Genomic DNA, 22983 nt, shown 5'->3' on the forward strand with positions numbered 1-22983 from the left:
TAAGGTACTTGATTTATGCCATATGGCATTGTCCATAACGAGTAAAAGATAATCATCTGGATAAGCTTGTGAAAGCTCTTCTAAAAAGGCGTTCATCCACTCAGTATGACATCCACCAGCGATTAAGAAAAATGATTCGCCTGTATGGGCATCAACAGCTCCATAACAATAGCGAAATTCTCGTATATAGTGACTATGGACATGTGGACCTACTCCCATTGGAGCCCAACAAGATCCCAGTTTACTGATTCTACCGAAACCAGCCTCATCTTGGTACATCAAGCGAACCTTACGAAAATGCCTACTGGTTTTAAAGCGCTTTCTTGTCTTCTTGAATTGAGATTTTATTTTTAGACGCGACAATGGTTTGAACGTCTGCTTTCTTGGGATGTTCTGGACGTGGCCTAATATTTCGCCAACCATGGCGCTTCAAGAGTTGATAAAAGGCATCACATGTGTAGGAAGGACCTAACTCCTTTGTATAAGCCTGAAATAAGGCATCAATTGTAACAAATTCTCCTGCCTCTGCAGCCTTCAAATGACGGGCAATAAAGGCTTTCTCTTCCTCAATTGTCATATATGCATGGTTACGACAACCACGTGTTTCTTTAAGGAGAGAATCGAGTCCGAACTCCTCATATTTTTTTACAGTTGGCCAAATCGTTGTTTGATTACAGTCTAAAAGCTCTATAATCTCTTTATAAGATTTACCCATCAGACGAAATAGAACGATTTGAAGGCGTTTATGATATTTAGCTGTACTAGAGTCTTTTAAAAGTGTTTTGATAGCTTGGATTTCTTCTTTAGTTGATTTCATATTACTACTATATAATGCTTTTTGATTTTAGTCTAGTATGAGCTGACTTCGTCAGTTCTATCTACAACCTCAAAACCATGCTTTGAGCAACCTGTGGCTAGTTTCCTAGTTTGCTCTTTGATTTTTATTGAGTATTAGATGTATAGTGCATTGAAGTTAAAATAGTATACTTTGGTTTCTAAGACATTGTTAGAAATTAGATTAAATTCCTTAATCGATTTGCGCATGTTTTATTTTATTTCACTATACTTTAGATTGAAAAATAAGGAATCACATAAATCGCAAGAAATAGGGAATCTGATTCGTGTTTATAACCGTTCAAAAAGAGAGGAAGCTGAAAGTGAGCCACTTAATCTTTATGTCGAAGATGAAAAGGGCAATCTCCTGGCAGGTTTGATAGTAGAGACTTTTAGAAATTGGCTAGAAATCGAGTATTTATTTGTAAAAGAGGAACTGAGAGGGCAAGGAATCGGTTCAAAACTATTGCAGCAAGCAGAAACTGAAGCTAAGAATCGAAACTGTCGTTTTGCCTTTGTCAATACCTACCAGTTTCAAGCTCTTGATTTTTATAAAAGGTATGGCTACAAGGAAGTCTTTAGGTTACAAGACTATCCCTACATTGGGCAAAGATATTATTAGCAAAAGAATCTGTAAGGTGAGTATGGAGGTATAATACAAAGAGAGGCTCGCACATAAGTATGGAGGTGGACTGATGTATATGAGTAACTATCGATAAATACCAGTTATAACCTAGAAATTGTGTCTTTCTGGGCAATATTGGGTACAATGCAATGGCAGCTGAGAAATTGGGAATCAAGGCTTATCGGGTTAAGAAAAGAAGTGATGTGGTTGATATTTTAAAACAATTTATTTAAACTAAAAACTCTCTATCTTTTTAAATTGACATTAATCCGAGATTCCCCTCTCGAGTTTTTCAGAATAGAGTGAAATCCGAAAGAAAATGGAAATAATTTTTATTAAACGCTTCCAATAGCGGTTAAAAGTTGACAAATTTAAATTTTAGGACTACACTAAGTAAGTAAATTTTATTTTAAAGGAGAATTCGTTATGAATTTAACATATTTAGGCTTATGTATTGCCTGTATGGGCGTATCTGTCGGTGAAGGTTTATTGATGAATGGACTGTTTAAATCAGTAGCACGCCAACCAGATATGCTTTCTGAGTTTCGTAGTTTGATGTTTTTAGGTGTTGCCTTTATTGAAGGAACTTTCTTTGTAACTCTTGTCTTCTCATTTATTATCAAATAAATACATGGAACGAGAAGAAAAGGGAGGATTTTAGATGGAAGAAAGTATTAATCCAATCATCTCTATTGGTCCTGTTATCTTCAATCTGACTATGTTAGCCATGACCTTGTTGATTGTGGGAGTTATTTTTGTCTTTATTTATTGGGCAAGCCGCAATATGACCTTGAAACCCAAAGGAAAGCAAAATGTACTTGAGTATGTCTATGACTTTGTTATTGGATTTACAGAACCTAACATTGGTTCGCGCTACATGAAAGATTACTCACTCTTTTTCCTTTGTTTATTTCTTTTCATGGTGATTGCCAATAACCTTGGCTTAATGACAAAGCTTCAAACGATCGATGGGACTAACTGGTGGAGTTCGCCAACCGCTAATTTACAGTATGACTTAACCTTATCTTTTCTTGTCATTTTGTTGACACATATAGAAAGCGTTCGTCGTCGTGGATTTAAAAAAAGTATAAAATCTTTTATGAGTCCTGTTTTTGTCATACCGATGAATATCTTGGAAGAATTTACAAACTTCTTATCTTTGGCTTTGCGGATTTTTGGGAATATCTTTGCAGGAGAGGTCATGACGAGTTTGTTACTTCTTCTTTCCCACCAAGCTATTTATTGGTATCCAGTAGCCTTTGGAGCTAATTTGGCTTGGACTGCATTTTCTGTCTTTATTTCCTGCATCCAAGCTTATGTCTTTACTCTTTTGACATCTGTGTATTTAGGGAATAAGATTAATATTGAAGAGGAATAGAAAGGAGTAACTGATGCACGTAACAGTAGGTGAATTGATTGGTAATTTTATTTTAATCACTGGCTCTTTTATTCTTTTGCTAGTCTTGATTAAAAAATTTGCATGGTCTAATATTACAGGCATTTTCGAAGAAAGAGCTGAAAAAATTGCTACTGATATTGACAGTGCTGAAGAAGCTCGTCAAAAAGCAGAAGTATTGGCTCAAAAACGCGAAGATGAATTGGCTGGTAGCCGTAAAGAAGCCAAGGCAATCATTGAGAATGCGAAAACAACAGCTGAGAAAAGTAAGGCTAGTATTTTAGTAGATGCTAAACTAGAAGCAGGACGCTTAAAAGAAAAAGCAAACCAAGAAATTGCTCAAAACAAAGCTGAAGCTTTACAAAGCGTTAAGGGTGAGGTAGCAGATTTGACCATCAGCCTAGCTGGTAAAATCATCTCACAAAACCTTGACGGTCATGCCCATAAAGAACTCATTGATCAGTATATCGATCAGCTAGGAGAAGCTTAATGGACAAGAAAACAGTAAAGGTAATTGAAAAATACAGCATGCCTTTTGTCCAATTGGTACTTGAAAAAGGAGAAGAAGCCCGTATCTTTTCAGACTTGACTCAAATCAAGCAAATTGCTGAAGAAACAGGTTTACCTTCTTTTTTAAAAAAAGTGACAGTAGATGAGTCTGACAAGAAAAAAACGATTGCTTTTTTCCAAGACTCTGTGTCACCTTTATTACAAAACTTTATCCAGGTTCTGGCCTACAATCACAGAGTAAATCTTTTTTATGATGTGCTTGTAGATTGCTTGGACCGACTTGAAAAAGAAACAAATCGATTTGAAGTGACGATTACTGCTGCTCATCCTCTAACTGATGAACAAAAGAGTCGTTTGCTCCCTTTGATTGAGAAGAAAATGTCTCTGAAAGTAAGGAGTGTAAAAGAACAAATCGATGAAAGTCTCATTGGTGGTTTTGTTATTTTTGCCAATCACAAGACAATTGATGTGAGTATTAAACAACAACTTAAAGTTGTTAAAGAAAATTTGAAATAGAAAGTGGTGTTCTTTTGGCAATTAACGCACAAGAAATCAGCGCTTTAATTAAGCAACAAATTGAAAATTTCAAACCTAATTTTGATGTGACTGAAACAGGTGTTGTAACCTATATCGGGGACGGTATCGCGCGTGCTCACGGCCTTGAAAATGCCATGAGTGGAGAGTTGTTGATCTTTGAAAACGGTTCTTATGGTATGGCTCAAAACTTAGAGTCAACAGACGTTGGTATTATCATCCTAGGTGACTTTACAGATATTCGTGAAGGCGATACAATCCGCCGTACAGGTAAAATCATGGAAGTCCCAGTAGGTGAAAGTCTGATTGGTCGTGTTGTGGATTCGCTTGGTCGTCCAGTTGACGGTCTTGGAGAAATCCACACAGATAAAACTCGTCCAGTAGAAGCGCCAGCTCCTGGTGTCATGCAACGTAAGTCAGTCTCAGAACCATTGCAAACTGGTTTGAAAGCTATTGACGCCCTTGTACCGATTGGTCGTGGTCAACGTGAGTTGATTATCGGTGACCGTCAGACAGGGAAAACAACCATTGCGATTGATACAATCTTGAACCAAAAAGATCAAGATATGATCTGTATCTATGTCGCAATTGGACAAAAAGAATCAACAGTTCGTACGCAAGTAGAAACACTTCGTCAGTACGGTGCCTTGGACTACACAATCGTTGTGACAGCCTCTGCTTCACAACCATCTCCATTGCTCTTCCTAGCTCCTTATGCTGGGGTTGCCATGGCGGAAGAATTTATGTACCAAGGGAAGCATGTTTTGATTGTATACGATGATCTATCAAAACAAGCGGTAGCTTATCGTGAACTGTCACTCTTGCTTCGTCGTCCTCCAGGTCGTGAAGCCTTTCCAGGGGATGTTTTCTACCTTCACAGCCGTTTGCTTGAGCGCTCAGCTAAAGTTTCTGATGAACTTGGTGGTGGATCAATTACAGCCCTACCATTTATCGAGACACAAGCAGGAGATATCTCGGCCTATATCGCAACCAATGTGATTTCTATCACTGATGGACAAATCTTCCTTGGTGATGGTCTCTTCAATGCGGGTATTCGTCCAGCCATCGATGCGGGTTCATCTGTATCACGTGTAGGTGGTTCTGCACAAATCAAAGCCATGAAGAAGGTTGCTGGTACACTTCGTATCGACCTTGCTTCATACCGTGAGTTGGAAGCCTTCACTAAGTTTGGTTCTGACTTGGATGCGGCAACACAGGCTAAGTTGAACCGCGGTCGTCGTACAGTTGAAGTCTTGAAACAACCTGTTCACAAACCATTGCCTGTTGAGAAACAAGTAACCATTCTCTATGCTTTGACACATGGTTTCTTGGATACTGTTCCAGTAGATGATATTGTTCGTTTCGAGGAAGAGTTCCATGCCTTCTTTGATGCTCAACATCCAGAGATTTTGGAAACCATTCGTGATACAAAAGACTTGCCAGAAGAAGCAGTCTTGGATGCTGCGATTACAGAGTTTCTCAACCAAACCAGCTTCCAATAAGAATAGAGGTGTCAGATGGCAGTATCTCTAAATGATATTAAAACAAAAATCGCCTCAACAAAAAATACGAGTCAAATCACTAATGCCATGCAGATGGTATCAGCTGCTAAGCTAGGTCGCTCTGAAGAAGCTGCTCGCAACTTTCAAGTTTACGCTCAGAAGGTTCGCAAACTTTTGACAGATATTCTTCATGGTAATGGAGCTGGTGGTTCAACTAATCCCATGTTGATTAGCCGTCCTGTGAAGAAGACAGGCTATATCGTCATTACTTCAGACCGTGGTTTGGTTGGAGGTTATAATTCCTCTATTCTGAAAGCCGTTATGGAGTTGAAAGAAGAATACCACCCAGACGGTACAGGTTTTGAAATGATCTGTATTGGTGGAATGGGAGCTGATTTCTTTAAGGCTCGTGGTATTCAACCACTTTATGAACTACGTGGCTTGGCAGACCAACCTAGCTTTGATCAAGTTCGTAAGATTATTTCAAAAACTGTTGAAATGTACCAAAATGAACTTTTTGATGAACTCTATGTCTGCTATAACCATCATGTCAATACGCTAACCAGTCAAATGCGTGTGGAACAAATGCTTCCGATTGTTGACTTGGATCCAAATGAAGCGGATGAAGAGTATAGCTTGACTTTTGAATTGGAAACCAGCCGAGAAGAAATTTTGGAGCAGTTATTGCCTCAGTTTGCAGAAAGTATGATTTACGGTGCCATTATCGATGCCAAGACAGCTGAGAATGCTGCTGGTATGACAGCCATGCAAACAGCGACTGATAATGCTAAGAAAGTCATCAATGATTTGACAATTCAGTATAACCGTGCCAGACAGGCGGCGATTACACAAGAAATTACAGAAATCGTAGCAGGTGCTAGTGCCTTAGAATAGGCTCTAGTCCAGCTCGTATGAAAATGAACTTAGGACCTAGTTGAGCTAGGAACCGACAGTATCTTATATAGAATAGGAGAAGGAGATGAGTTCAGGTAAAATTGCTCAGGTTATCGGTCCCGTTGTAGACGTCTTGTTTGCAGCAGGGGAAAAACTTCCTGAGATTAACAATGCACTTGTCGTCTACAAAAATGACGAAAGAAAAACAAAAATCGTCCTTGAAGTAGCCTTGGAGTTGGGAGATGGTATGGTCCGTACTATCGCCATGGAATCAACAGATGGGTTGACTCGTGGAATGGAAGTATTGGACACAGGTCGTCCAATCTCTGTACCAGTAGGTAAAGAAACTTTGGGACGTGTCTTCAACGTTTTGGGAGATACCATTGACTTGGAAGCTCCTTTTACAGAAGACGCAGAGCGTCAGCCAATTCATAAAAAAGCTCCAACTTTTGATGAATTGTCTACCTCTTCTGAAATCCTTGAAACAGGGATTAAGGTTATCGACCTTCTTGCCCCTTACCTTAAAGGTGGTAAGGTTGGACTTTTCGGTGGTGCCGGAGTTGGTAAAACCGTCTTAATCCAAGAATTGATTCACAACATTGCCCAAGAACACGGTGGTATTTCAGTATTTACCGGTGTTGGGGAACGTACTCGTGAAGGGAATGACCTTTACTGGGAAATGAAAGAATCAGGCGTTATCGAGAAAACAGCCATGGTATTTGGTCAGATGAATGAGCCACCAGGAGCACGTATGCGTGTTGCCCTTACTGGTTTGACAATCGCTGAATACTTCCGTGATGTAGAAGGCCAAGACGTGCTTCTCTTTATCGATAATATCTTCCGTTTCACTCAGGCTGGTTCAGAAGTATCTGCCCTTTTGGGTCGTATGCCATCAGCCGTTGGTTACCAACCAACACTTGCTACGGAAATGGGTCAATTGCAAGAACGTATTACATCAACTAAGAAGGGTTCTGTAACCTCTATCCAGGCTATCTATGTGCCAGCGGATGACTATACTGACCCAGCGCCAGCAACAGCCTTTGCTCACTTGGATTCAACAACCAACTTGGAACGTAAGTTGGTACAATTGGGTATCTACCCAGCCGTTGACCCACTTGCTTCAAGTTCACGTGCCTTAGCACCTGAAATCGTTGGAGAAGAGCACTATGCAGTTGCTGCTGAAGTAAAACGCGTTCTTCAACGTTACCATGAATTGCAAGATATCATTGCTATCCTTGGTATGGATGAACTTTCTGATGAAGAAAAGACCTTGGTTGCACGTGCCCGTCGTATCCAGTTCTTCTTGTCACAAAACTTCAACGTTGCGGAACAATTTACTGGTCAGCCTGGTTCATATGTTCCAGTTGCTGAAACTGTACGTGGCTTTAAGGAAATCCTTGATGGTAAATACGACCACTTGCCAGAAGATGCCTTCCGTGGTGTAGGTTCTATCGAAGATGTGATTGTAAAAGCTGAAAAAATAGGATTTTAAGAGGTGATCTATGGCTCAGTTAACTGTCCAGATCGTGACACCAGATGGTCTCGTCTATGATCACCATGCCAGCTATGTATCGGTTCGAACTCTGGATGGTGAGATGGGGATCTTGCCACGACATGAAAATATGATTGCGGTTTTAGCAGTTGATGAAGTAAAGGTAAAACGTATTGATGATGAAGATCACGTGAACTGGATTGCAGTAAACGGCGGTGTTATTGAAATTGCCAATGATATGATCACAATCGTCGCTGACTCTGCAGAACGTGCTCGTGATATCGATATCAGTCGTGCAGAACGTGCCAAACTTCGTGCAGAACGTGCAATTGAAGAAGCACAAGACAAACACTTGATTGACCAAGAACGTCGTGCGAAGATTGCACTGCAACGTGCCATTAACCGTATTAATGTCGGAAATAGACTATAAGAAAAAATGAACTTGAAAATTCCAAGTTCATTTTTTTATGGTGTTTTATACTCAATAAAAATCAAAAAGCAAACATAGGAAGTTAGCCATAGGTTGCTCAAAACATAGTTTTGAGGTTGTGGATAGAACTGACGAAGTCAGCTCAAAACACAGTTTTGAGGTTGTGGATAGAACTGACGAAGTCAGTAACCATACCTACGGTAAGGCGACGCTGACGTGGTTTGAAGAGATTTTTGAAGAGTATTAAGGAGCAAAACGGATGCAGACTGCTTCGGGAACATGGAAGTCGTTGGAGAGTTCTGCTAGACGACCATTGTCACAATTACGTTTAAAGACAGTTGCATTGTCAGAGTCTTGGTGGACAGCAATGAGAAATTTTTGGTCAGGTGTCAAATCAAAATCACGTGGAGTCTGACCATGTGTTGGAACGATTTCTAATAACTCTAAGCTACCGTCCGCAAGGATGGTATATACTGCGATAGAATCATGACCACGGTTAGAAGCGTAGAGGTATTTACCGTCTGTAGAGAGACGAATAGCAGCGGTTCCATTAAAGCCTTCATAACCGTCTGGTAGAGTTGAAATCACTTGCATACGTTCAAATTCGCCAACGCCATCGTAGATTAGAACCTCGATAGTGCTATTGAGTTCACAAATCAGATAAGCGATTTTATAGTGGTTATGGAAAACGATATGACGTGAGCCCGCTCCTGGCTGGCTATTGTAGGTATAGAGTTTAGATAATTTCCCTTCTTGATCAAGGTCATAAGTGATAACTTGGTCAGTACCCAAGTCGCAGGTCACTAGATAGTGGTCAGGTGTTAAATCTGTATAGTGAACATGGGGGGAAGCTTGATTTTCATGTGGACCTTGGCCACTGTGTTGATCCATATCACTAAGTAGAAGACTCCCATCCTTCTGACGTTTATAAACAAGGACCTGTCCCTTGTGGTAGTTGGCTGCATAGACCAAATTACGCTTTTCATCAACGGCAACATAACAGTGGGGAGCTCCTTTTTCAACGACGTGATTTAATAAAGCCCCGTCAGTTTGATAGGCTGCAATCCCTCCCTTATCGTCTTGACTACCAACAGTGTATAGGTGTTGGTGCTGGTCAAAGGCAAGGTAGGTTGGACTTGGCTCAGCTGTAAAAAGTTCTAGATTTGAAAGCTGACCAGTTTCTGTATCAAAGTCAGCCTTGTAAATCCCTTGGGAAGTACGACGTGTATAAGTTCCAAAATAAACAGTTTCTTTCATAACGTTACCTCTATATAAAGATAAGACTATTATATCACAAAAACAAGCCAATTAAAGACATCCAATTAGATGTAAGCACTTTAAAAAAGAGTTATTTTGATTTAAAAATGGTATAATGAGAGAACGATAGAAAGGAAGTATTTATGGAGCAAAAAGAGAAACATTTTAGCCTATCTTGGTTTTTTAAGTGGTTTTTAGATAACAAGGCCATTACGGTATTTTTAGTAACCTTATTATTGGGACTCAATCTTTTTATTTTAAGTAAGATTAGTTTTCTATTTTCACCTGTTTTAGACTTTTTAGCAGTTGTGATGTTGCCAGTCATTTTGTCTGGTTTGTTATATTATTTGTTGAATCCTATTGTTGATTGGATGGAGAAGCATAAGGTTAATCGTGTTATAGCTATCACTATTGTCTTTGTTATCATCGCTCTCTTTATCATTTGGGGCTTGGCAGTCGCCATTCCAAATCTGCAACGTCAGGTTTTGACCTTTGCAAGAAACGTTCCTGTTTACTTAGAAGATATAGATAGGATTGTTAATGGATTGGTAGCCCAGCACCTGCCAGATGATTTCAGACCTCAATTAGAGCAAGTTTTGACCAATTTTTCTAGCCAGGCTACAGTTTGGGCGAGCAAGGTTTCATCTCGGGCAGTCAACTGGGTGAGTGCCTTTATTAGTGGGGCTTCTCAAGTGATTGTTGCCTTGATTATCGTTCCGTTCATGCTCTTTTATCTCTTGCGTGATGGGAAAGGCTTGCGTAACTATTTGACCCAATTTATGCCAAGAAAATTGAAGGAACCTGTTGGACAAGTTTTATCAGATGTGAATCAACAGTTGTCCAACTATGTTCGAGGGCAAGTAACAGTGGCTATTATTGTAGCAGTAATGTTTATTATCTTCTTTAAGATTATCGGTCTACGTTATGCGGTTACGCTTGGTGTTACTGCTGGTATTTTAAATCTGGTTCCTTATCTTGGTAGCTTCCTAGCCATGCTTCCTGCCCTAGTTTTGGGCTTGATTGCTGGGCCAGTCATGCTTTTGAAAGTAGTGATTGTCTTTATCGTAGAACAAACTATTGAAGGCCGTTTTGTCTCTCCATTGATTTTGGGAAGTCAATTAAACATCCATCCCATTAATGTTCTCTTTGTTTTGTTAACTTCAGGATCTATGTTTGGTATCTGGGGAGTTTTACTTGGTATTCCAGTTTATGCCTCTGCTAAGGTTGTCATTTCAGCCATTTTCGAATGGTATAAGGCAGTCAGTGGTCTATATGAATTAGAGGGCGAGGAAGTCAAAAGTGAACAATAGTCAACAGATGTTACAGGCTTTGGAGGAGCAAGATTTAGCCAAGGCTGAGCACTATTTCGTCAAAGCTTTAGAAAATGATCCAAGTGACCTTCTGTATGAGTTGGCAACTTATCTTGAAGGAATTGGTTTTTATCCTCAGGCAAAGGAGATTTACCTGAAAATTGTAGAGGATTTCCCAGAGCTTCATCTTAATCTAGCTGCAATTGCTAGCGAGGATGGTCAAATCGAAGAAGCCTTTGCTTATCTTGAGGAAATCCAAGCTGACAGTGACTGGTATGTTTCGGCTTTGGCTTTGAAGGCAGATCTTTACCAGATGGAAGGTTTGACAGATGTGGCGCGTGAGAAATTGCTGGAGGCTTTGACCTACTCAGAGGATCCTCTCTTGATATTGGGTTTGGCAGAGTTGGATAGTGAGTTGGAAAATTACCAAGAGGCCATTCAAGGCTATGCCCAGTTAGATAATCGTACTATTTATGAGCAAACGGGCATTTCCACCTATCAACGAATTGGTTTTGCCTATGCCCAGTTAGGGAAATTTGAAACGGCTACTGAGTTTTTAGAAAAAGCCCTGGAGTTAGAATACGATGACCTAACAGCTTTTGAGTTGGCCAGCCTTTACTTTGATCAAGAAGAATACCAAAAAGCCACCCTTTACTTTAAGCAGCTTGATACCATTTCTCCTGACTTTGAAGGCTATGAATATGGTTATAGCCAGGCCTTACATAAGGAACATCAAGTTCAAGAAGCCCTGCGTATCGCTAAGCAAGGCTTAGAGAAAAATCCCTTTGAAACTCGCCTCTTGCTAGCTGCTTCGCAATTCTCTTATGAATTGCATGATGCAAGTGGGGCAGAAAATTATCTCCTAACAGCTAAAGAAGACGCTGAGGATACAGAAGAAATCTTGCTTCGTTTAGCCACTATTTATCTGGAGCAGGAGCGTTATGAGGATATTCTAGACTTGCAGAGCGATGAGCCAGAAAATCTCTTGACCAAGTGGATGATTGCTCGTTCCTATCAAGAAATGGACGATTTGGATACTGCCTATGAGCATTACCAAGAGTTGGCAGGAGATTTAAAGGACAATCCAGAGTTTTTGGAACACTATATCTATGTCTTGCGTGAATTGGGCTACTTTGAGGAAGCAAAAGTCAATGCACAAGCTTACTTAAAACTGGTTCCAGATGATGTGCAAATGCAAGAACTGTTTGAGAGATTGTAAGAATGTTTAAACATATAGAACTGTAGTTTATCTCTTTTGATAGCTACGGTTTTTATTTGTATATGATAGAATTTTTTTACAAAAATACTTGGTAATCTTGTTTATTCATGCTATAATAGGAACAATTACTTTTAGGAGGTGCAGTATGTCTTATTTATTTGAGATATTACCGAGTTTACTGAATGGTGCGAGCACGACTGTACAGGTCTTTGCACTGGTCTTGCTATTTTCGATTCCCTTGGGCGTTTTGATTGCTTTTGCCTTGCAAGTCCATTGGAAGCCCCTCCATTATCTGATTAACATTTACATCTGGGTTATGCGAGGAACCCCCTTACTCTTGCAACTGATTTTTATCTATTATGTGCTCCCAAGTATTGGGATTCGTTTAGACCGCCTTCCTGCAGCTATTATTGCCTTTGTTCTCAACTATGCAGCTTACTTTGCAGAAATTTTCCGTGGGGGAATTGACACTATTCCAAGAGGACAGTATGAGGCCGCCAAGGTCTTGAAGTTTAGCCCTTTTGACAGAGTGCGCTATATTATCTTGCCCCAAGTGACCAAGATCGTTCTTCCTAGTGTCTTTAATGAAGTTATGAGTTTGGTCAAGGATACTTCTTTGGTCTATGCTCTCGGAATTTCAGACCTTATCTTGGCTAGTCGAACAGCTGCTAACCGCGATGCTAGTCTAGTTCCTATGTTCTTGGCAGGAGCCATTTATTTGATTTTGATTGGGATTGTGACAATTATTTCCAAAAAAGTTGAGAAAAAGTACAGTTATTATAGATAGGAGGCTGCCATGTTAGAATTACGAAATATCAATAAAGTCTTTGGAGACAAACAAATCCTGTCTAATTTCAGTCTAAGTATTCCTGAAAAGCAAATCCTGGCTATCGTTGGACCTTCTGGTGGAGGTAAGACAACTCTTTTACGTATGCTTGCAGGTCTTGAAACCATTGATTCAGGGCAAATCTTTTATAATGGACAACCTTTAGAGCTGGATGAATTGCAGAAGCGCAATCTACTGGGATTTGTATTCCAAGATTTTCAACTGTTCCCTCATTTATCAGTTCTGGACAATTTGACCTTATCGCCTGTGAAGACCATGGGAATGAAGCAGGAAGAGGCTGAGAAGAAGGCGAGTGGACTCTTGGAACAGTTAGGACTAGGAGGACACGCAGAGGCCTATCCTTTCTCACTATCTGGTGGGCAAAAGCAGCGGGTGGCTTTGGCGCGTGCTATGATGATTGACCCAGAAATCATTGGCTACGATGAACCAACTTCTGCCCTGGATCCAGAATTACGTTTGGAAGTGGAGAAGCTAATCTTGCAAAATAGGGAACTTGGGATGACCCAGATTGTGGTTACCCATGATTTGCAGTTTGCTGAAAATATCGCAGATGTATTATTGAAAGTAGAACCTAAATAGGAGGAAAAATGGATGAAAAAATGGATGCTTGTATTAGTCAGTCTGATGACTGCTTTGTTCTTAGTAGCTTGTGGGAAAAATACTAGCGAAACTAGTGGAGATAATTGGTCTAAGTACGAGTCTAACAAGTCTATTACTATTGGATTTGATAGCACTTTTGTTCCAATGGGATTTGCTCAGAAAGATGGTTCTTATGCAGGATTTGATATTGATTTAGCTACAGCTGTTTTTGAAAAATACGGAATCACAGTAAACTGGCAACCGATTGATTGGGATTTGAAAGAAGCTGAATTGACAAAAGGAACGATTGATCTGATTTGGAATGGCTATTCCGCTACCGACGAACGCCGTGAAAAGGTAGCATTCAGTAACTCATATATGAAGAATGAGCAGGTATTGGTGACCAAGAAATCATCTGGTATCACGACTGCAAAGGATATGGATGGAAAGACATTAGGAGCTCAAGCTGGTTCATCTGGTTATGCGGACTTTGAAGCAAACCCAGCGATTTTAAAGGATATTGTCGCTAATAAGGAAGCGAATCAATACCAAACCTTTAATGAAGCCTTGATTGATTTGAAAAATGATCGAATTGATGGTCTATTGATTGACCGTGTCTATGCAAATTATTATTTAGAAGCAGAAGGTGTTTTAAACGATTATAATGTCTTTACAGTTGGACTAGAAACAGAAGCTTTTGCGGTTGGAGCCCGTAAGGAAGATACAACTCTGGTTAAGAAGATAAATGAAGCTTTTTCTAGTCTTTACAAGGACGGCAAGTTCCAAGAAATCAGCCAAAAATGGTTTGGAGAAGATGTAGCAACCAAAGAAGTAAAAGAAGGACAGTAAGATAAAATAGTGGCTGAGACTGCGTTTTGATTAGCAAAACGCAGTTTTTTGTAATCTAGGAAAACGATAATAGCGATTGAATCTGGATAATTGAATATGGAATAGCCCACTGTGATTTCTAAACCATTGTTAAAAATTGATTTGACTTCCAAAATTAAAATGTTCTGTAATGAAATGCTGATGTAACTGTTTTAGGAACAATAAAACGCATAATATCAAGGTTTTGCACCTTACATTATGCGTTTTTGTAATTTTAAAACTTGTTAGCTGATTTTTTACAATCCTGCGAAATCTTTGATTTCTTGTGCTGACATTGAGGAGTCGCAACGGACATTGATTTGTCCATCTGCAACGTGAACAAAGCCTGGTACAGTTGGGATTCCATAGCGTGAGCGGAATGCTTGCAACTCATTGAGTTGGCTTGCTTCTTCACTATTGATGAAGTAGATGTGAGCTTTGGTTTCAGCTACGACACCTGCCAATGTACCTGCAAATTTACGGCAGTAAGGGCAAGTTTTGCGACCGATAAAGAAGGTTGCAGTTTCTTTTTTATCAAGAGATTCTTGCGCACGCGCAACTGTAGTGACTTCAAGGTCTTTGATGTTATCTAAAAATTGTTCCATGAGATTACCTCGCTTTCATTGATAAGTCTAGTATGCCATAAAGTTTCTAAAATTGCTTAGATTTGATACGAAAAAAGATGAGATTGGTTTGTCTCATCTTTTATAGGACCTTATTTTACAAAAGCATTGATTTCTGCTTTGATGTTAGCAATCTTAGCTTGTGATTCTTCGTTTGTTTCCCCTACAACTGCAATGTAGAACTTGATTTTTGGTTCTGTACCTGAAGGGCGAACAGCAATCCATGAACCGTCAGCAAGTGTGTATTTCAACACATCACTTGGAGGAGTTGTCAAGTTTGTAACAGTTCCATCAGCAGCAGTAGCTGTTTGAGCTTTGAAGTCTTCTATGACAGTGATAGCTGTTGTGTTCCATTCTTTTGGAGCATTGTTGCGGAACTTAGCCATAATCGCTTTGATTTGTTCAGCACCATCGACACCTGAAAGAGTAACAGAGATTGTCTTTTCTGCATAGTAGCCGTACTCTTTGTAGATTTCTTCTATACCGTCAGCAAGTGTCAAACCACGTGAACGGTAGTAGGCAGCAAGTTCAGCCACGACAAGAACGGCTTGGATAGCATCTTTATCACGTACGAATGGTTTAATCAAGTAACCGAAGCTTTCTTCAAATCCCATCATGTAAGTGTGATTGTGTTTTTCTTCGAATTCTTGGATTTTTTCAGCGATAAATTTGAAACCTGTCAAAACGTTGAACATGGTTGCACCGTAGCTTTCAGCAATCTTCGTTACCAAGTCAGTTGATACGATCGATTTGCAGAGGGCTGCATTTTCAGGAAGAGTTCCAGCATTTTTGTGGGCTTCCAAGATGTATTTAGCCATGATAGCACCGATTTGGTTACCTGAAAGGTTGAGGTAGCTACCATCTTTTTGAAGAACTTCAACACCAACACGGTCAGCGTCTGGGTCAGTTGCGACAAGAACATCTGCACCAACTTGACGACCAAGTTCTTCAGCAAGGGCAAAGGCTGCTTGGCTTTCTGGGTTTGGAGATGTTACAGTTGAGAAGTCTGGGTCAGCAGTTGCTTGCGCTTCAACAACTTGAACAGAGTCAAATCCTGCTTGGGCAAGAGCACGACGAGCCAACATTTCACCAGTACCATGAAGTGGTGTGTAGACAATCTTCATGTCTTTACCAAATTCTTCAATCAAGGCTGGGTTGATGTTTACGTCCTTAACCTCTTTAAGGTATTCTACGTCAACAGCTTCGCCGATAACTTCAATCAAGCCAGAAGCTTTTTCAGTTTCCACATCAGCAACTTCAACTGCAAATGGATTTTCGATTGCACGGATATAAGTAGTCAAAGCGTCCGCGTCATGTGGAGGCATTTGTCCACCGTCTTCACCGTAAACCTTGTATCCGTTAAATGGAGCAGGGTTGTGGCTGGCTGTGATCATGATACCTGCGAAACAGTTGAGGTGACGAACTGCAAATGATAGTTCTGGAGTTGGACGAAGGCTTTCAAATACATAAGATTTGATACCATGTTTAGCAAGAACTGCCGCAGATTCAAAGGCAAACTCAGGTGAGAAGTGACGGCTATCGTAGGCAATTGCGACACCGCGTTCTTTTTCGTTTCCACCTTTTGACTCAATCAAACGAGCCAATCCTTCAGTAGCTTGACGAACAACGTAGATGTTGATGCGGTTTGTACCAGCACCAATCAAGCCACGCATACCTGCAGTACCAAATTCAAGATTTGTATAGAAGGCATCTTCCTTTGTTTTTTCGTCCATATTTTCCAAATCTTGACGAAGATAGTCAGGAAGCTCCGCAAAATCAACCCATTTCTGGTAATTTTCTTGGTAAGACATTAACATTCTCCTTTTTGTAAATTGTTTTAACCGTTCACATTATAGCACTTTTTAGCATTTTAGTAAAACGGTAGCATAAGTTTTTAGTCAATGTTCGAAGAAGACTGTACTATTCATCATTTTGATTTAAGTGTGTTCATTACAAACCGAAATGACAACTCAATTTTATCCTATTTATAGTCTCTAAAAAATTGAAATTAAACCTTATTTTTTGTATAATTTAAAATGAGGATTATTATATACGGTCTGTTATAATATATATCTTTTGATATATATATATATGGAGGTAGTCATGAATAGTCCAGAAAAACAATTAAAATACAGTATACGAAAAGTAAGTGTCGGTGCAGCTAGTGTTGTCATTGGGGCGCTCTATCTTTTGATGGGAGCTGGGATTGCTCATGCTGAGGGCGTGGAGTCAGCGAGGGAAGCTGAGAGGACAGCAAACCCGACAGATCCAGGACAGTCTGGAATTGGAGAGCCAGAAAACAAGACTGACCTCAGTCATACTGATGCAGCAGCAAACACCTATAATGCTCCCGTAGCTGACAATCCGCTAGTAACTCCAGAAAGTACGAAACCTCGTACTCGTAGTAAAAGAGAATTAGCTGATGGGGAGTCAAGTGATTCATCGAATGGAGCTACAGGAACTGAATCAGAGCCGACTTCTGGAAATGAGGGAGGTTCAGACACAGCAGATACTGATTCAGATTTACTGGATGCCAATCGTAAGGGTGACACAGTAAAAGAACACCAGCCCGGGGTCATTGTGCCTAAAGATGGAGAGACAGGTGGGGATGATAAGAATGCCCATCTGAAATTTGATACTCCTAAGGAAAATCTGACTCTCGAACAATTATGGGATATTGTAAAAAATATGCCAGACGACTTCCAAAATAATGAACGTTCTTACTTGCGTAGTATGAACACCCTTGGGGATGCACTGAGATTTAAAGACGGGAAAGTCGTTAAAGATGAAGATGGCGAGAAACTACAAGATGGTGAAATAAGAGAACTTGATTCTTTCGGTGGATGGACAGCGATTGCAGGTAAAGATGGCAGACCAGGTAAATTCGTTATTGGTAAGAAAAATGCAGATGGTTACTTTACAGGTTGGTATAAGAAAGAAGATGGTACGATTGAACAAGGTGGTATGCTTGGGGCAGATGCCTTAGATAACATCTTTGTGCACGAACAAGCATTAGACCGTCGTTTTAAATACATGCTTATGCTTGTTAAAGGACGTACACGAGCTAATCGTGACGAGACGGTTTCAGATAATTCGAAGTATGATCCACGTGCTCAAAATGAACGTGCTAATAAGAACTCCACCGAATTTAAGAATCTCCCATTTTTAGAAAAAGATAAGTATAATAAATATTCTCCAGGTGTAGTTGGATATAATGGGATAGAGAAGCAGTTTACTGCCTTTTCTCCTGGCTTCGGAAGCCGTGTTCGTGTGGAATTTGTGACAGGATATATCTCAGATATTAATGGTTCTAAAGGAACCTATCGAGTAGTCATTAAAACTAAGGATACTGCTGGCCAAGAGAAGACGGTATACGATGAAACCATTCACCGTGTAGCCGAAATCGTTCAAAATGAAAACTTGTACAAAAAAGGTTTAAATGTAGAACTGGCGAATTTCCAAATTTCCAAATTTTTTAAAGATGAGTTTAAATCTCGTGTTAATAAAATTCGTAATGAGAAAATAAAATTTACTCCATTACACCGTAAACCCAGAAGAGATTATACAGAAGAAGATACCAAACTGTACAATCAATTGGAAGCAGAAGCTACGGAAGAAGCTAAAAAACAAGGCGATATTGTGCTGAATGTTGACCAGAATACCATGCACATAAAAAATTCAGCAAAAAGAGATTCAGAATGGAAGAAAACTTTTACACACTCATCGCAGTCAACTACAAAGCTATCAAACGAATTAAATAATTTATTGAAAGTTGCTGATAAAGATACTCCTAATACCCCAACTTGGCTAGACTCAAGCACTCCTCCAGCTAAAGCTGATGACAGAGCATATAGACTACTCACTACTCTTATACCAGGTGCTAAGAAAATTACCTATCATGTTAACGATGACCAGCTGGAAGTTGAAACAGAAAACTACACATATACTGCCGCTAGAAATGGTAGTAAGGAAGCGGGTATTCAAGGGTCAGATATAGCAGCAACTCTAAGTGCCGATGAATATAATGCTAATCGCCAAACCTTTGAGAGTGCGAATACAAAAGCGAATAATCTTAATCATGGTTGGGCTAGATCTGATTCTGAAGAGTTCAAACATTTCTCACACTTTGTAGGGGTAGACAAAGGAATTGTGCGAACGAAGGTACTGACTGATAAAGAACTATCGGAAAAGATTAAGGACGCAGTGGGTCCTGGAAATAGCAATCTAGGAAAAGGTGGCTACTTCTCTACTGGGGATGTTTTATTAGGAAAAGATGTTGTTTCTTATACCGTACAAGTATTTTCAGAGAATAATGAAAGAGTAGGGGTAAACCCTCAAAGTCACCGTGTTCAGTATAATCTCCCAATTCTAGCTGACTTTTCAGTCATCCAAGATACTGTGGAACCATCACGAACCGTTGTTGAAAAAATCATTCCAAAACTAAATATTCCCGAAGAAGAGAAAAAGAAAATAACCGAAAAAATCAAGGAAAAGAAGAAAACCTCAGAATTGGCAGACCTAATCTCAGGAAATGTGAAAGTTCGCTATGTTGATGAACAAGGGCGTTTGCTATCATTGAAAAATGATACTGGAATTGGAGAAAAAGAAAGTGCCGGAACCTACATTACCAATAAAAAACAACTGATTGGTACGAGTTATGATGTCACAGATAAAAAACTCAGTAGCATGACTACTACTGATGGGACATATTATACTTTTAAAGAACTAGCCGCAAATTCTGAAAGTTTAACTGGGAATATTGTAAGCGAAGGTAGAACAGTGACCTTAGTTTATAAAGAAAGCGAAGCGCCAACCACTGCTACAGTAACAGCCAATTACTACAAAGAAGGCACCCAAGAGAAGTTGGCAGAGTCTGTTGTAAAAGCTGATTTAGCGATAGGTTCTCAGTATACTACAGAAGCAAAAACTATTGAAGGGAAAACAACAACTGAGGACAAAGAAGACCGAGTTATCACAAGGAAAACAACATACACCTTGGTAGCAACTCCTGCAAATGCCACAGGAACTGTACCAGAAGACGGTGCAACCGTTAACTACTACTACCGTGAGAATGTTGAAGAAACAGTGGTTCCTAAAACAGAAGATGTTCAAGAACGCAAAACCGTTACTCGTACCATCAAGTATGTCGATAAAGCCAACGAAACAAAAGAAGTGGCTGACTCAGTTACGCAAACAGTTGAATTAACAAGAACTAACAAGCGTAATAAAGTGACAGGTGAAGAAACAGCAGGAGACTGGTCAACAGGTACATGGGGTTCTCAAGATTCTCCAACTGTAACCAACTATGACGCCCCAGATAAGGCAACTGTAGCGGAAGCAACTGTAACATCAACAACTACAGATACAACCGAAGTAGTGAAATACCCACAAGCTACAGAAGATGTTAAAGAAAGCAAAACTGTTACCCGTACCATCAAGTATGTAGATGCGACTGATGAAACAACAGAAGTGGCAACACCAGTTACGCAAACAGTTGAATTAACAAGAACCAACAAGCGTAACAAAGTGACGAAAGTCGTGACAGAAGGTGAATGGACAACAGGCAACTGGGACGAAAAAACTTCACCATCAGTAGAAAACTATGACGCCCCAGATAAGGCAACTGTAGCGGAAGCAACTGTAACATCAACAACTACAGATACAACCGAAGTAGTGAAATATCCGCAAGCTACAGAAGATATTAAAGAAAGCAAAACTGTTACCCGTACCATCAAGTATGTAGATGCGACTGATGAAACGACAGAAGTAGCTAGACCAGTTACGCAAACAGTTGAATTAACAAGAACCAACAAGCGTAATAAAGTGACGAAAGTCGTGACAGAAGGTGAATGGACAACAGGCAACTGGGACGAAGTCGTATCGCCAGAAATTGAAAATTATGGTAAACCAGATTTACCAAAAGTATCGAATGCAGAAGTAACAGCAGATTCAAAAGGTACGACTATTTTGGTAAGGTATGACCGTTTATCAAGACCAGAAAAACCAATTCCAGAAAAACCAGAAATTCCAAGTCCTCAGGAACCAGGTGCTCCAGGTGAACTGACTCCAGACAAACCAAACCCACAACCAAATCCAGAGCATCCAAGTGTTCCGACACCAAACCCAGAACTACCAAATCAAGAGACTCCAATACCAGAGCTAACTCCAGAACCAGGTGCTCCAAAAACTGAAATTCCAGTGAGTCCAGACCCAGAAGTTCCGACTTCTGAGACAAATAAAAAAGAGGAATTGCCAAACACAGGTACAGAAGCGAATGCTACCTTGGCTAGCGCTGGTATCATGACCTTATTAGCTGGTCTAGGATTAGGATTCTTCAAGAAAAAAGAAGATGAAAAATAATAGATTTTAGAATCTAGGAACAAGGAAAAGCTCACAGATGTGTGCTTTTTCCTGGTTTTGAGAACGAGGTCTTTCGAGAAGATTAAAAACGCTTACAAGTCCATTAGACTGGGAAACTCTGAATCCTATTTTTTTAAAAATATTTCCAGAAACTAGTTGCTAAATAGGGTAAAAATTGATAAAATAAGGAATGTCTAAAAAATTTTAAGGAGAATCTAGCAAATGGATTTCACATGGGCACTAAAGTATGCCACTGAATTTTTGGGAACTGCCATTTTGATCATTCTTGGGAATGGTGCAGTTGCCAACGTTGAACTTAAAGGTACGAAAGGTCACCAAAGTGGCTGGCTCGTCATCGCTGTTGGTTATGGTATGGGGGTTATGATCCCAGCCTTGATGTTTGGTAACGTATCTGGGAACCACATCAACCCTGCTTTCACTCTAGGACTTGCAGTTAGCGGTCTTTTCCCTTGGGCACAAGTGGTACCTTACATTATCGCGCAAGTCTTGGGGGCTATCTTTGGTCAAGCCTTGGTTGTGGCAACACACCGCCCATTCTACTTGAAAACTGAAAACTCAAATAACATCTTGGGAACTTTCTCAACTATTTCAAGTATTGACCATGGTACAAAAGAAAGTCGCTATGCAGCAACTGTTAATGGTTTTGTAAACGAGTTTGTTGGTTCATTTGTTTTGTTCTTTGCAGCTCTCGGTTTGACTAAAAACTTCTTTGGTGCTGAAGTGCTTCAATACATGAAACAAATGGCAACACAAGCAGGACAGACAGTTGATTTTTCTGACTTGGCTATTAAAGCACAGGTGGCTCCACACACTGCTTCAGGACTTTCTGTGGCTCACTTGGCACTTGGATTCCTCGTTATGGCTTTGGTAACATCACTTGGAGGACCTACAGGACCTGCCTTGAACCCAGCTCGTGACTTGGGGCCACGTCTCCTTCATGCTTTCCTTCCAAAATCAGTTCTTGGTGAGCATAAAGGCGATTCAAAATGGTGGTATTCTTGGGTACCAGTAGTAGCACCTATTGCAGCAGCAATTGCGGCAGTAGCTGTATTCAAATTCCTTTATCTCTAAGAAATAGCTCCTTTAACATTTGAGTGAGCACCATTTATAAGTAAGAGAGGATCAGATTGGTTCTCTCTTTTTGATTTTTCAGGGAAATGAAAGAAAATAGACACAAACTCCTCTCCAGCAGTGGTTTAGAAGTCTCAGTGGGTTATTCCAACTTTAATGGGCTATAGTAGGTTGCAGTTGAAATAATAGACCCTTTTTCTCAAACATTGTGAGAAATTAGTTTGAATTCCCCAATCAAATTGTGCAGTTTTCATTCTACTATATATTATATTATCGGAGATGGGTTCCCTATCTTGTAAGTCTGCTTTATAGTGGGTTGAAGTTGGAATAGTCCGCGCCAAATTTCAAGTTCAAGTTAGCCATGAAGAAGTCTTCTCTGGGTGATTTGTAGTTCAAGCATTTTTTAGGATAGTTATTAATCCAATTTTCGATGAATGCGACTTCTTTGGGAGTCGTTTTCTTAGTCCCCTTAGGTAACCATCTCCGAATGAGCCTGTTGTGATTCTCATTAGTTCCCCTTTCCCAAGAGGCATAGGGGTGCGCATAATAGATATGTTCCTCAGAAAATACATCAGTCAAGCGGTTAAATTCTGGACCATGATCTGCCGTGAT

Annotated in this window: 21 protein-coding genes and 4 pseudogenes; 20 read left to right on the top strand and 5 right to left on the bottom strand. The window is 40.0% G+C overall.

Annotation, left to right across the window (positions count from 1 at the left end):
- Positions 1-817 (bottom strand): annotated as a pseudogene (locus HT708_RS08740) (IS630 family transposase); the annotation flags it as partial.
- A gap of 225 nt (positions 818-1042) precedes the next feature.
- Between HT708_RS08740 and HT708_RS08745 the strand changes: the two are divergent.
- The 10 genes from HT708_RS08745 to HT708_RS12200 all read left to right on the top strand — a co-directional run bounded on the left by HT708_RS08745 (position 1043) and on the right by HT708_RS12200 (position 8464).
- The gene (locus tag HT708_RS08745) at positions 1043-1456 is read left to right on the top strand and encodes a GNAT family N-acetyltransferase (RefSeq protein ID WP_000499170.1); all 414 of its coding nucleotides are present in this window, start codon (positions 1043-1045) and stop codon (positions 1454-1456) included.
- A 429-nt stretch (positions 1457-1885) separates the two neighbouring features.
- Complete coding sequence (locus HT708_RS08750) at positions 1886-2086, top strand: F0F1 ATP synthase subunit C (RefSeq protein ID WP_001054890.1); 201 nt, start codon at positions 1886-1888, stop codon at positions 2084-2086.
- Between the two features lie 34 nt (positions 2087-2120).
- Positions 2121-2837 (top strand): F0F1 ATP synthase subunit A, encoded by a 717-nt coding sequence (atpB, locus tag HT708_RS08755; protein ID WP_000392851.1) that lies wholly within the window; start codon positions 2121-2123, stop codon positions 2835-2837.
- Positions 2838-2850: 13 nt separating this feature from the next.
- The gene (gene atpF / locus HT708_RS08760) at positions 2851-3345 is read left to right on the top strand and encodes a F0F1 ATP synthase subunit B (RefSeq protein ID WP_000558555.1); all 495 of its coding nucleotides are present in this window, start codon (positions 2851-2853) and stop codon (positions 3343-3345) included.
- Positions 3345-3881 (top strand): F0F1 ATP synthase subunit delta, encoded by a 537-nt coding sequence (locus tag HT708_RS08765; protein ID WP_000359025.1) that lies wholly within the window; start codon positions 3345-3347, stop codon positions 3879-3881. The genes atpF and HT708_RS08765 overlap by 1 nt, the downstream gene beginning before the upstream one ends.
- 14 nt (positions 3882-3895) lie before the next feature.
- Positions 3896-5401, top strand: a complete 1506-nt coding sequence (gene atpA, locus HT708_RS08770; RefSeq protein ID WP_000996633.1) for a F0F1 ATP synthase subunit alpha — start codon at positions 3896-3898, stop codon at positions 5399-5401.
- Between the two features lie 15 nt (positions 5402-5416).
- Positions 5417-6295 carry a F0F1 ATP synthase subunit gamma gene (locus HT708_RS08775; RefSeq protein WP_000301223.1) on the top strand — a complete coding sequence of 293 codons (879 nt, stop codon included), beginning with the start codon at positions 5417-5419 and terminating at the stop codon, positions 6293-6295.
- A gap of 85 nt (positions 6296-6380) precedes the next feature.
- On the top strand, positions 6381-7787 hold the full coding sequence (gene atpD / locus HT708_RS08780) for a F0F1 ATP synthase subunit beta (RefSeq protein ID WP_000094361.1): 1407 nt from the start codon (positions 6381-6383) through the stop codon (positions 7785-7787).
- Positions 7788-7797: 10 nt separating this feature from the next.
- Entirely contained in the window at positions 7798-8217 is a 420-nt protein-coding gene (locus HT708_RS08785; protein WP_000068041.1) for a F0F1 ATP synthase subunit epsilon, read from the top strand.
- A 118-nt stretch (positions 8218-8335) separates the two neighbouring features.
- Entirely contained in the window at positions 8336-8464 is a 129-nt protein-coding gene (locus tag HT708_RS12200; protein ID WP_014017301.1) for a hypothetical protein, read from the top strand.
- On the opposite strand, the gene HT708_RS08790 is transcribed toward HT708_RS12200, so the two are convergent.
- Positions 8461-9474: a lactonase family protein gene (locus tag HT708_RS08790; RefSeq protein WP_000665636.1), complete on the bottom strand. Its 1014-nt coding sequence runs from the start codon at positions 9472-9474 to the stop codon at positions 8461-8463. The two genes, HT708_RS12200 and HT708_RS08790, sit on opposite strands and share 4 nt — an antisense overlap.
- 143 nt (positions 9475-9617) lie before the next feature.
- Between HT708_RS08790 and HT708_RS08795 the strand changes: the two genes are divergently transcribed.
- From HT708_RS08795 to HT708_RS08815, 5 genes are all read left to right on the top strand, one after another.
- A complete protein-coding gene (locus HT708_RS08795) occupies positions 9618-10784 on the top strand; it encodes an AI-2E family transporter (RefSeq protein WP_000435457.1) in 1167 nt (388 codons plus the stop codon).
- On the top strand, positions 10774-12003 hold the full coding sequence (locus HT708_RS08800) for a tetratricopeptide repeat protein (RefSeq protein WP_001065939.1): 1230 nt from the start codon (positions 10774-10776) through the stop codon (positions 12001-12003). The genes HT708_RS08795 and HT708_RS08800 overlap by 11 nt, the downstream gene beginning before the upstream one ends.
- A 145-nt stretch (positions 12004-12148) precedes the next feature.
- A complete protein-coding gene (locus tag HT708_RS08805) occupies positions 12149-12790 on the top strand; it encodes an amino acid ABC transporter permease (RefSeq protein ID WP_000120830.1) in 642 nt (213 codons plus the stop codon).
- Between the two features lie 9 nt (positions 12791-12799).
- Complete coding sequence (locus tag HT708_RS08810) at positions 12800-13429, top strand: amino acid ABC transporter ATP-binding protein (protein WP_000891770.1); 630 nt, start codon at positions 12800-12802, stop codon at positions 13427-13429.
- A gap of 12 nt (positions 13430-13441) precedes the next feature.
- Positions 13442-14278 (top strand): amino acid ABC transporter substrate-binding protein, encoded by an 837-nt coding sequence (locus tag HT708_RS08815; RefSeq protein ID WP_000759194.1) that lies wholly within the window; start codon positions 13442-13444, stop codon positions 14276-14278.
- A 275-nt stretch (positions 14279-14553) separates the two neighbouring features.
- On the opposite strand, the gene HT708_RS08820 is transcribed toward HT708_RS08815, so the two are convergent.
- Together HT708_RS08820 and HT708_RS08825 are read right to left on the bottom strand one after the other, a co-directional pair.
- The gene (locus HT708_RS08820; protein ID WP_172922302.1) at positions 14554-14901 is read right to left on the bottom strand and encodes a PedC/BrcD family bacteriocin maturation disulfide isomerase; all 348 of its coding nucleotides are present in this window, start codon (positions 14899-14901) and stop codon (positions 14554-14556) included.
- Between the two features lie 110 nt (positions 14902-15011).
- A complete protein-coding gene (locus HT708_RS08825) occupies positions 15012-16730 on the bottom strand; it encodes a phospho-sugar mutase (RefSeq protein ID WP_172926272.1) in 1719 nt (572 codons plus the stop codon).
- A 292-nt stretch (positions 16731-17022) separates the two neighbouring features.
- On the opposite strand from HT708_RS08825, the pseudogene HT708_RS12205 reads away from it, so the two are divergent.
- From HT708_RS12205 to gla, 5 genes and pseudogenes are all read left to right on the top strand, one after another.
- Positions 17023-17127 (top strand): annotated as a pseudogene (locus tag HT708_RS12205) (YSIRK-type signal peptide-containing protein); the annotation flags it as partial.
- 1807 nt (positions 17128-18934) lie between these two features.
- A pseudogene (locus HT708_RS08840) lies at positions 18935-20023 on the top strand (MucBP domain-containing protein); the annotation flags it as partial.
- 26 nt (positions 20024-20049) lie between these two features.
- Positions 20050-20517 (top strand): annotated as a pseudogene (locus HT708_RS11940) (adhesin); the annotation flags it as partial.
- A gap of 102 nt (positions 20518-20619) precedes the next feature.
- Entirely contained in the window at positions 20620-21279 is a 660-nt protein-coding gene (locus HT708_RS12355) for an LPXTG cell wall anchor domain-containing protein (RefSeq protein ID WP_172926274.1), read from the top strand.
- A gap of 222 nt (positions 21280-21501) precedes the next feature.
- The gene (gla, locus tag HT708_RS08850; protein WP_119946597.1) at positions 21502-22371 is read left to right on the top strand and encodes an aquaglyceroporin Gla; all 870 of its coding nucleotides are present in this window, start codon (positions 21502-21504) and stop codon (positions 22369-22371) included.
- A gap of 306 nt (positions 22372-22677) precedes the next feature.
- On the opposite strand, the gene HT708_RS08855 is transcribed toward gla, so the two are convergent.
- Positions 22678-22983 (bottom strand): IS30 family transposase (locus HT708_RS08855; protein ID WP_172926273.1); only part of this gene is annotated, 306 nt, incomplete at its 5' end.

Source organism: Streptococcus sp. 3613 (assembly GCF_013277375.1).
GTDB classification, from domain to species: Bacteria; Bacillota; Bacilli; order Lactobacillales; family Streptococcaceae; genus Streptococcus; species Streptococcus pseudopneumoniae.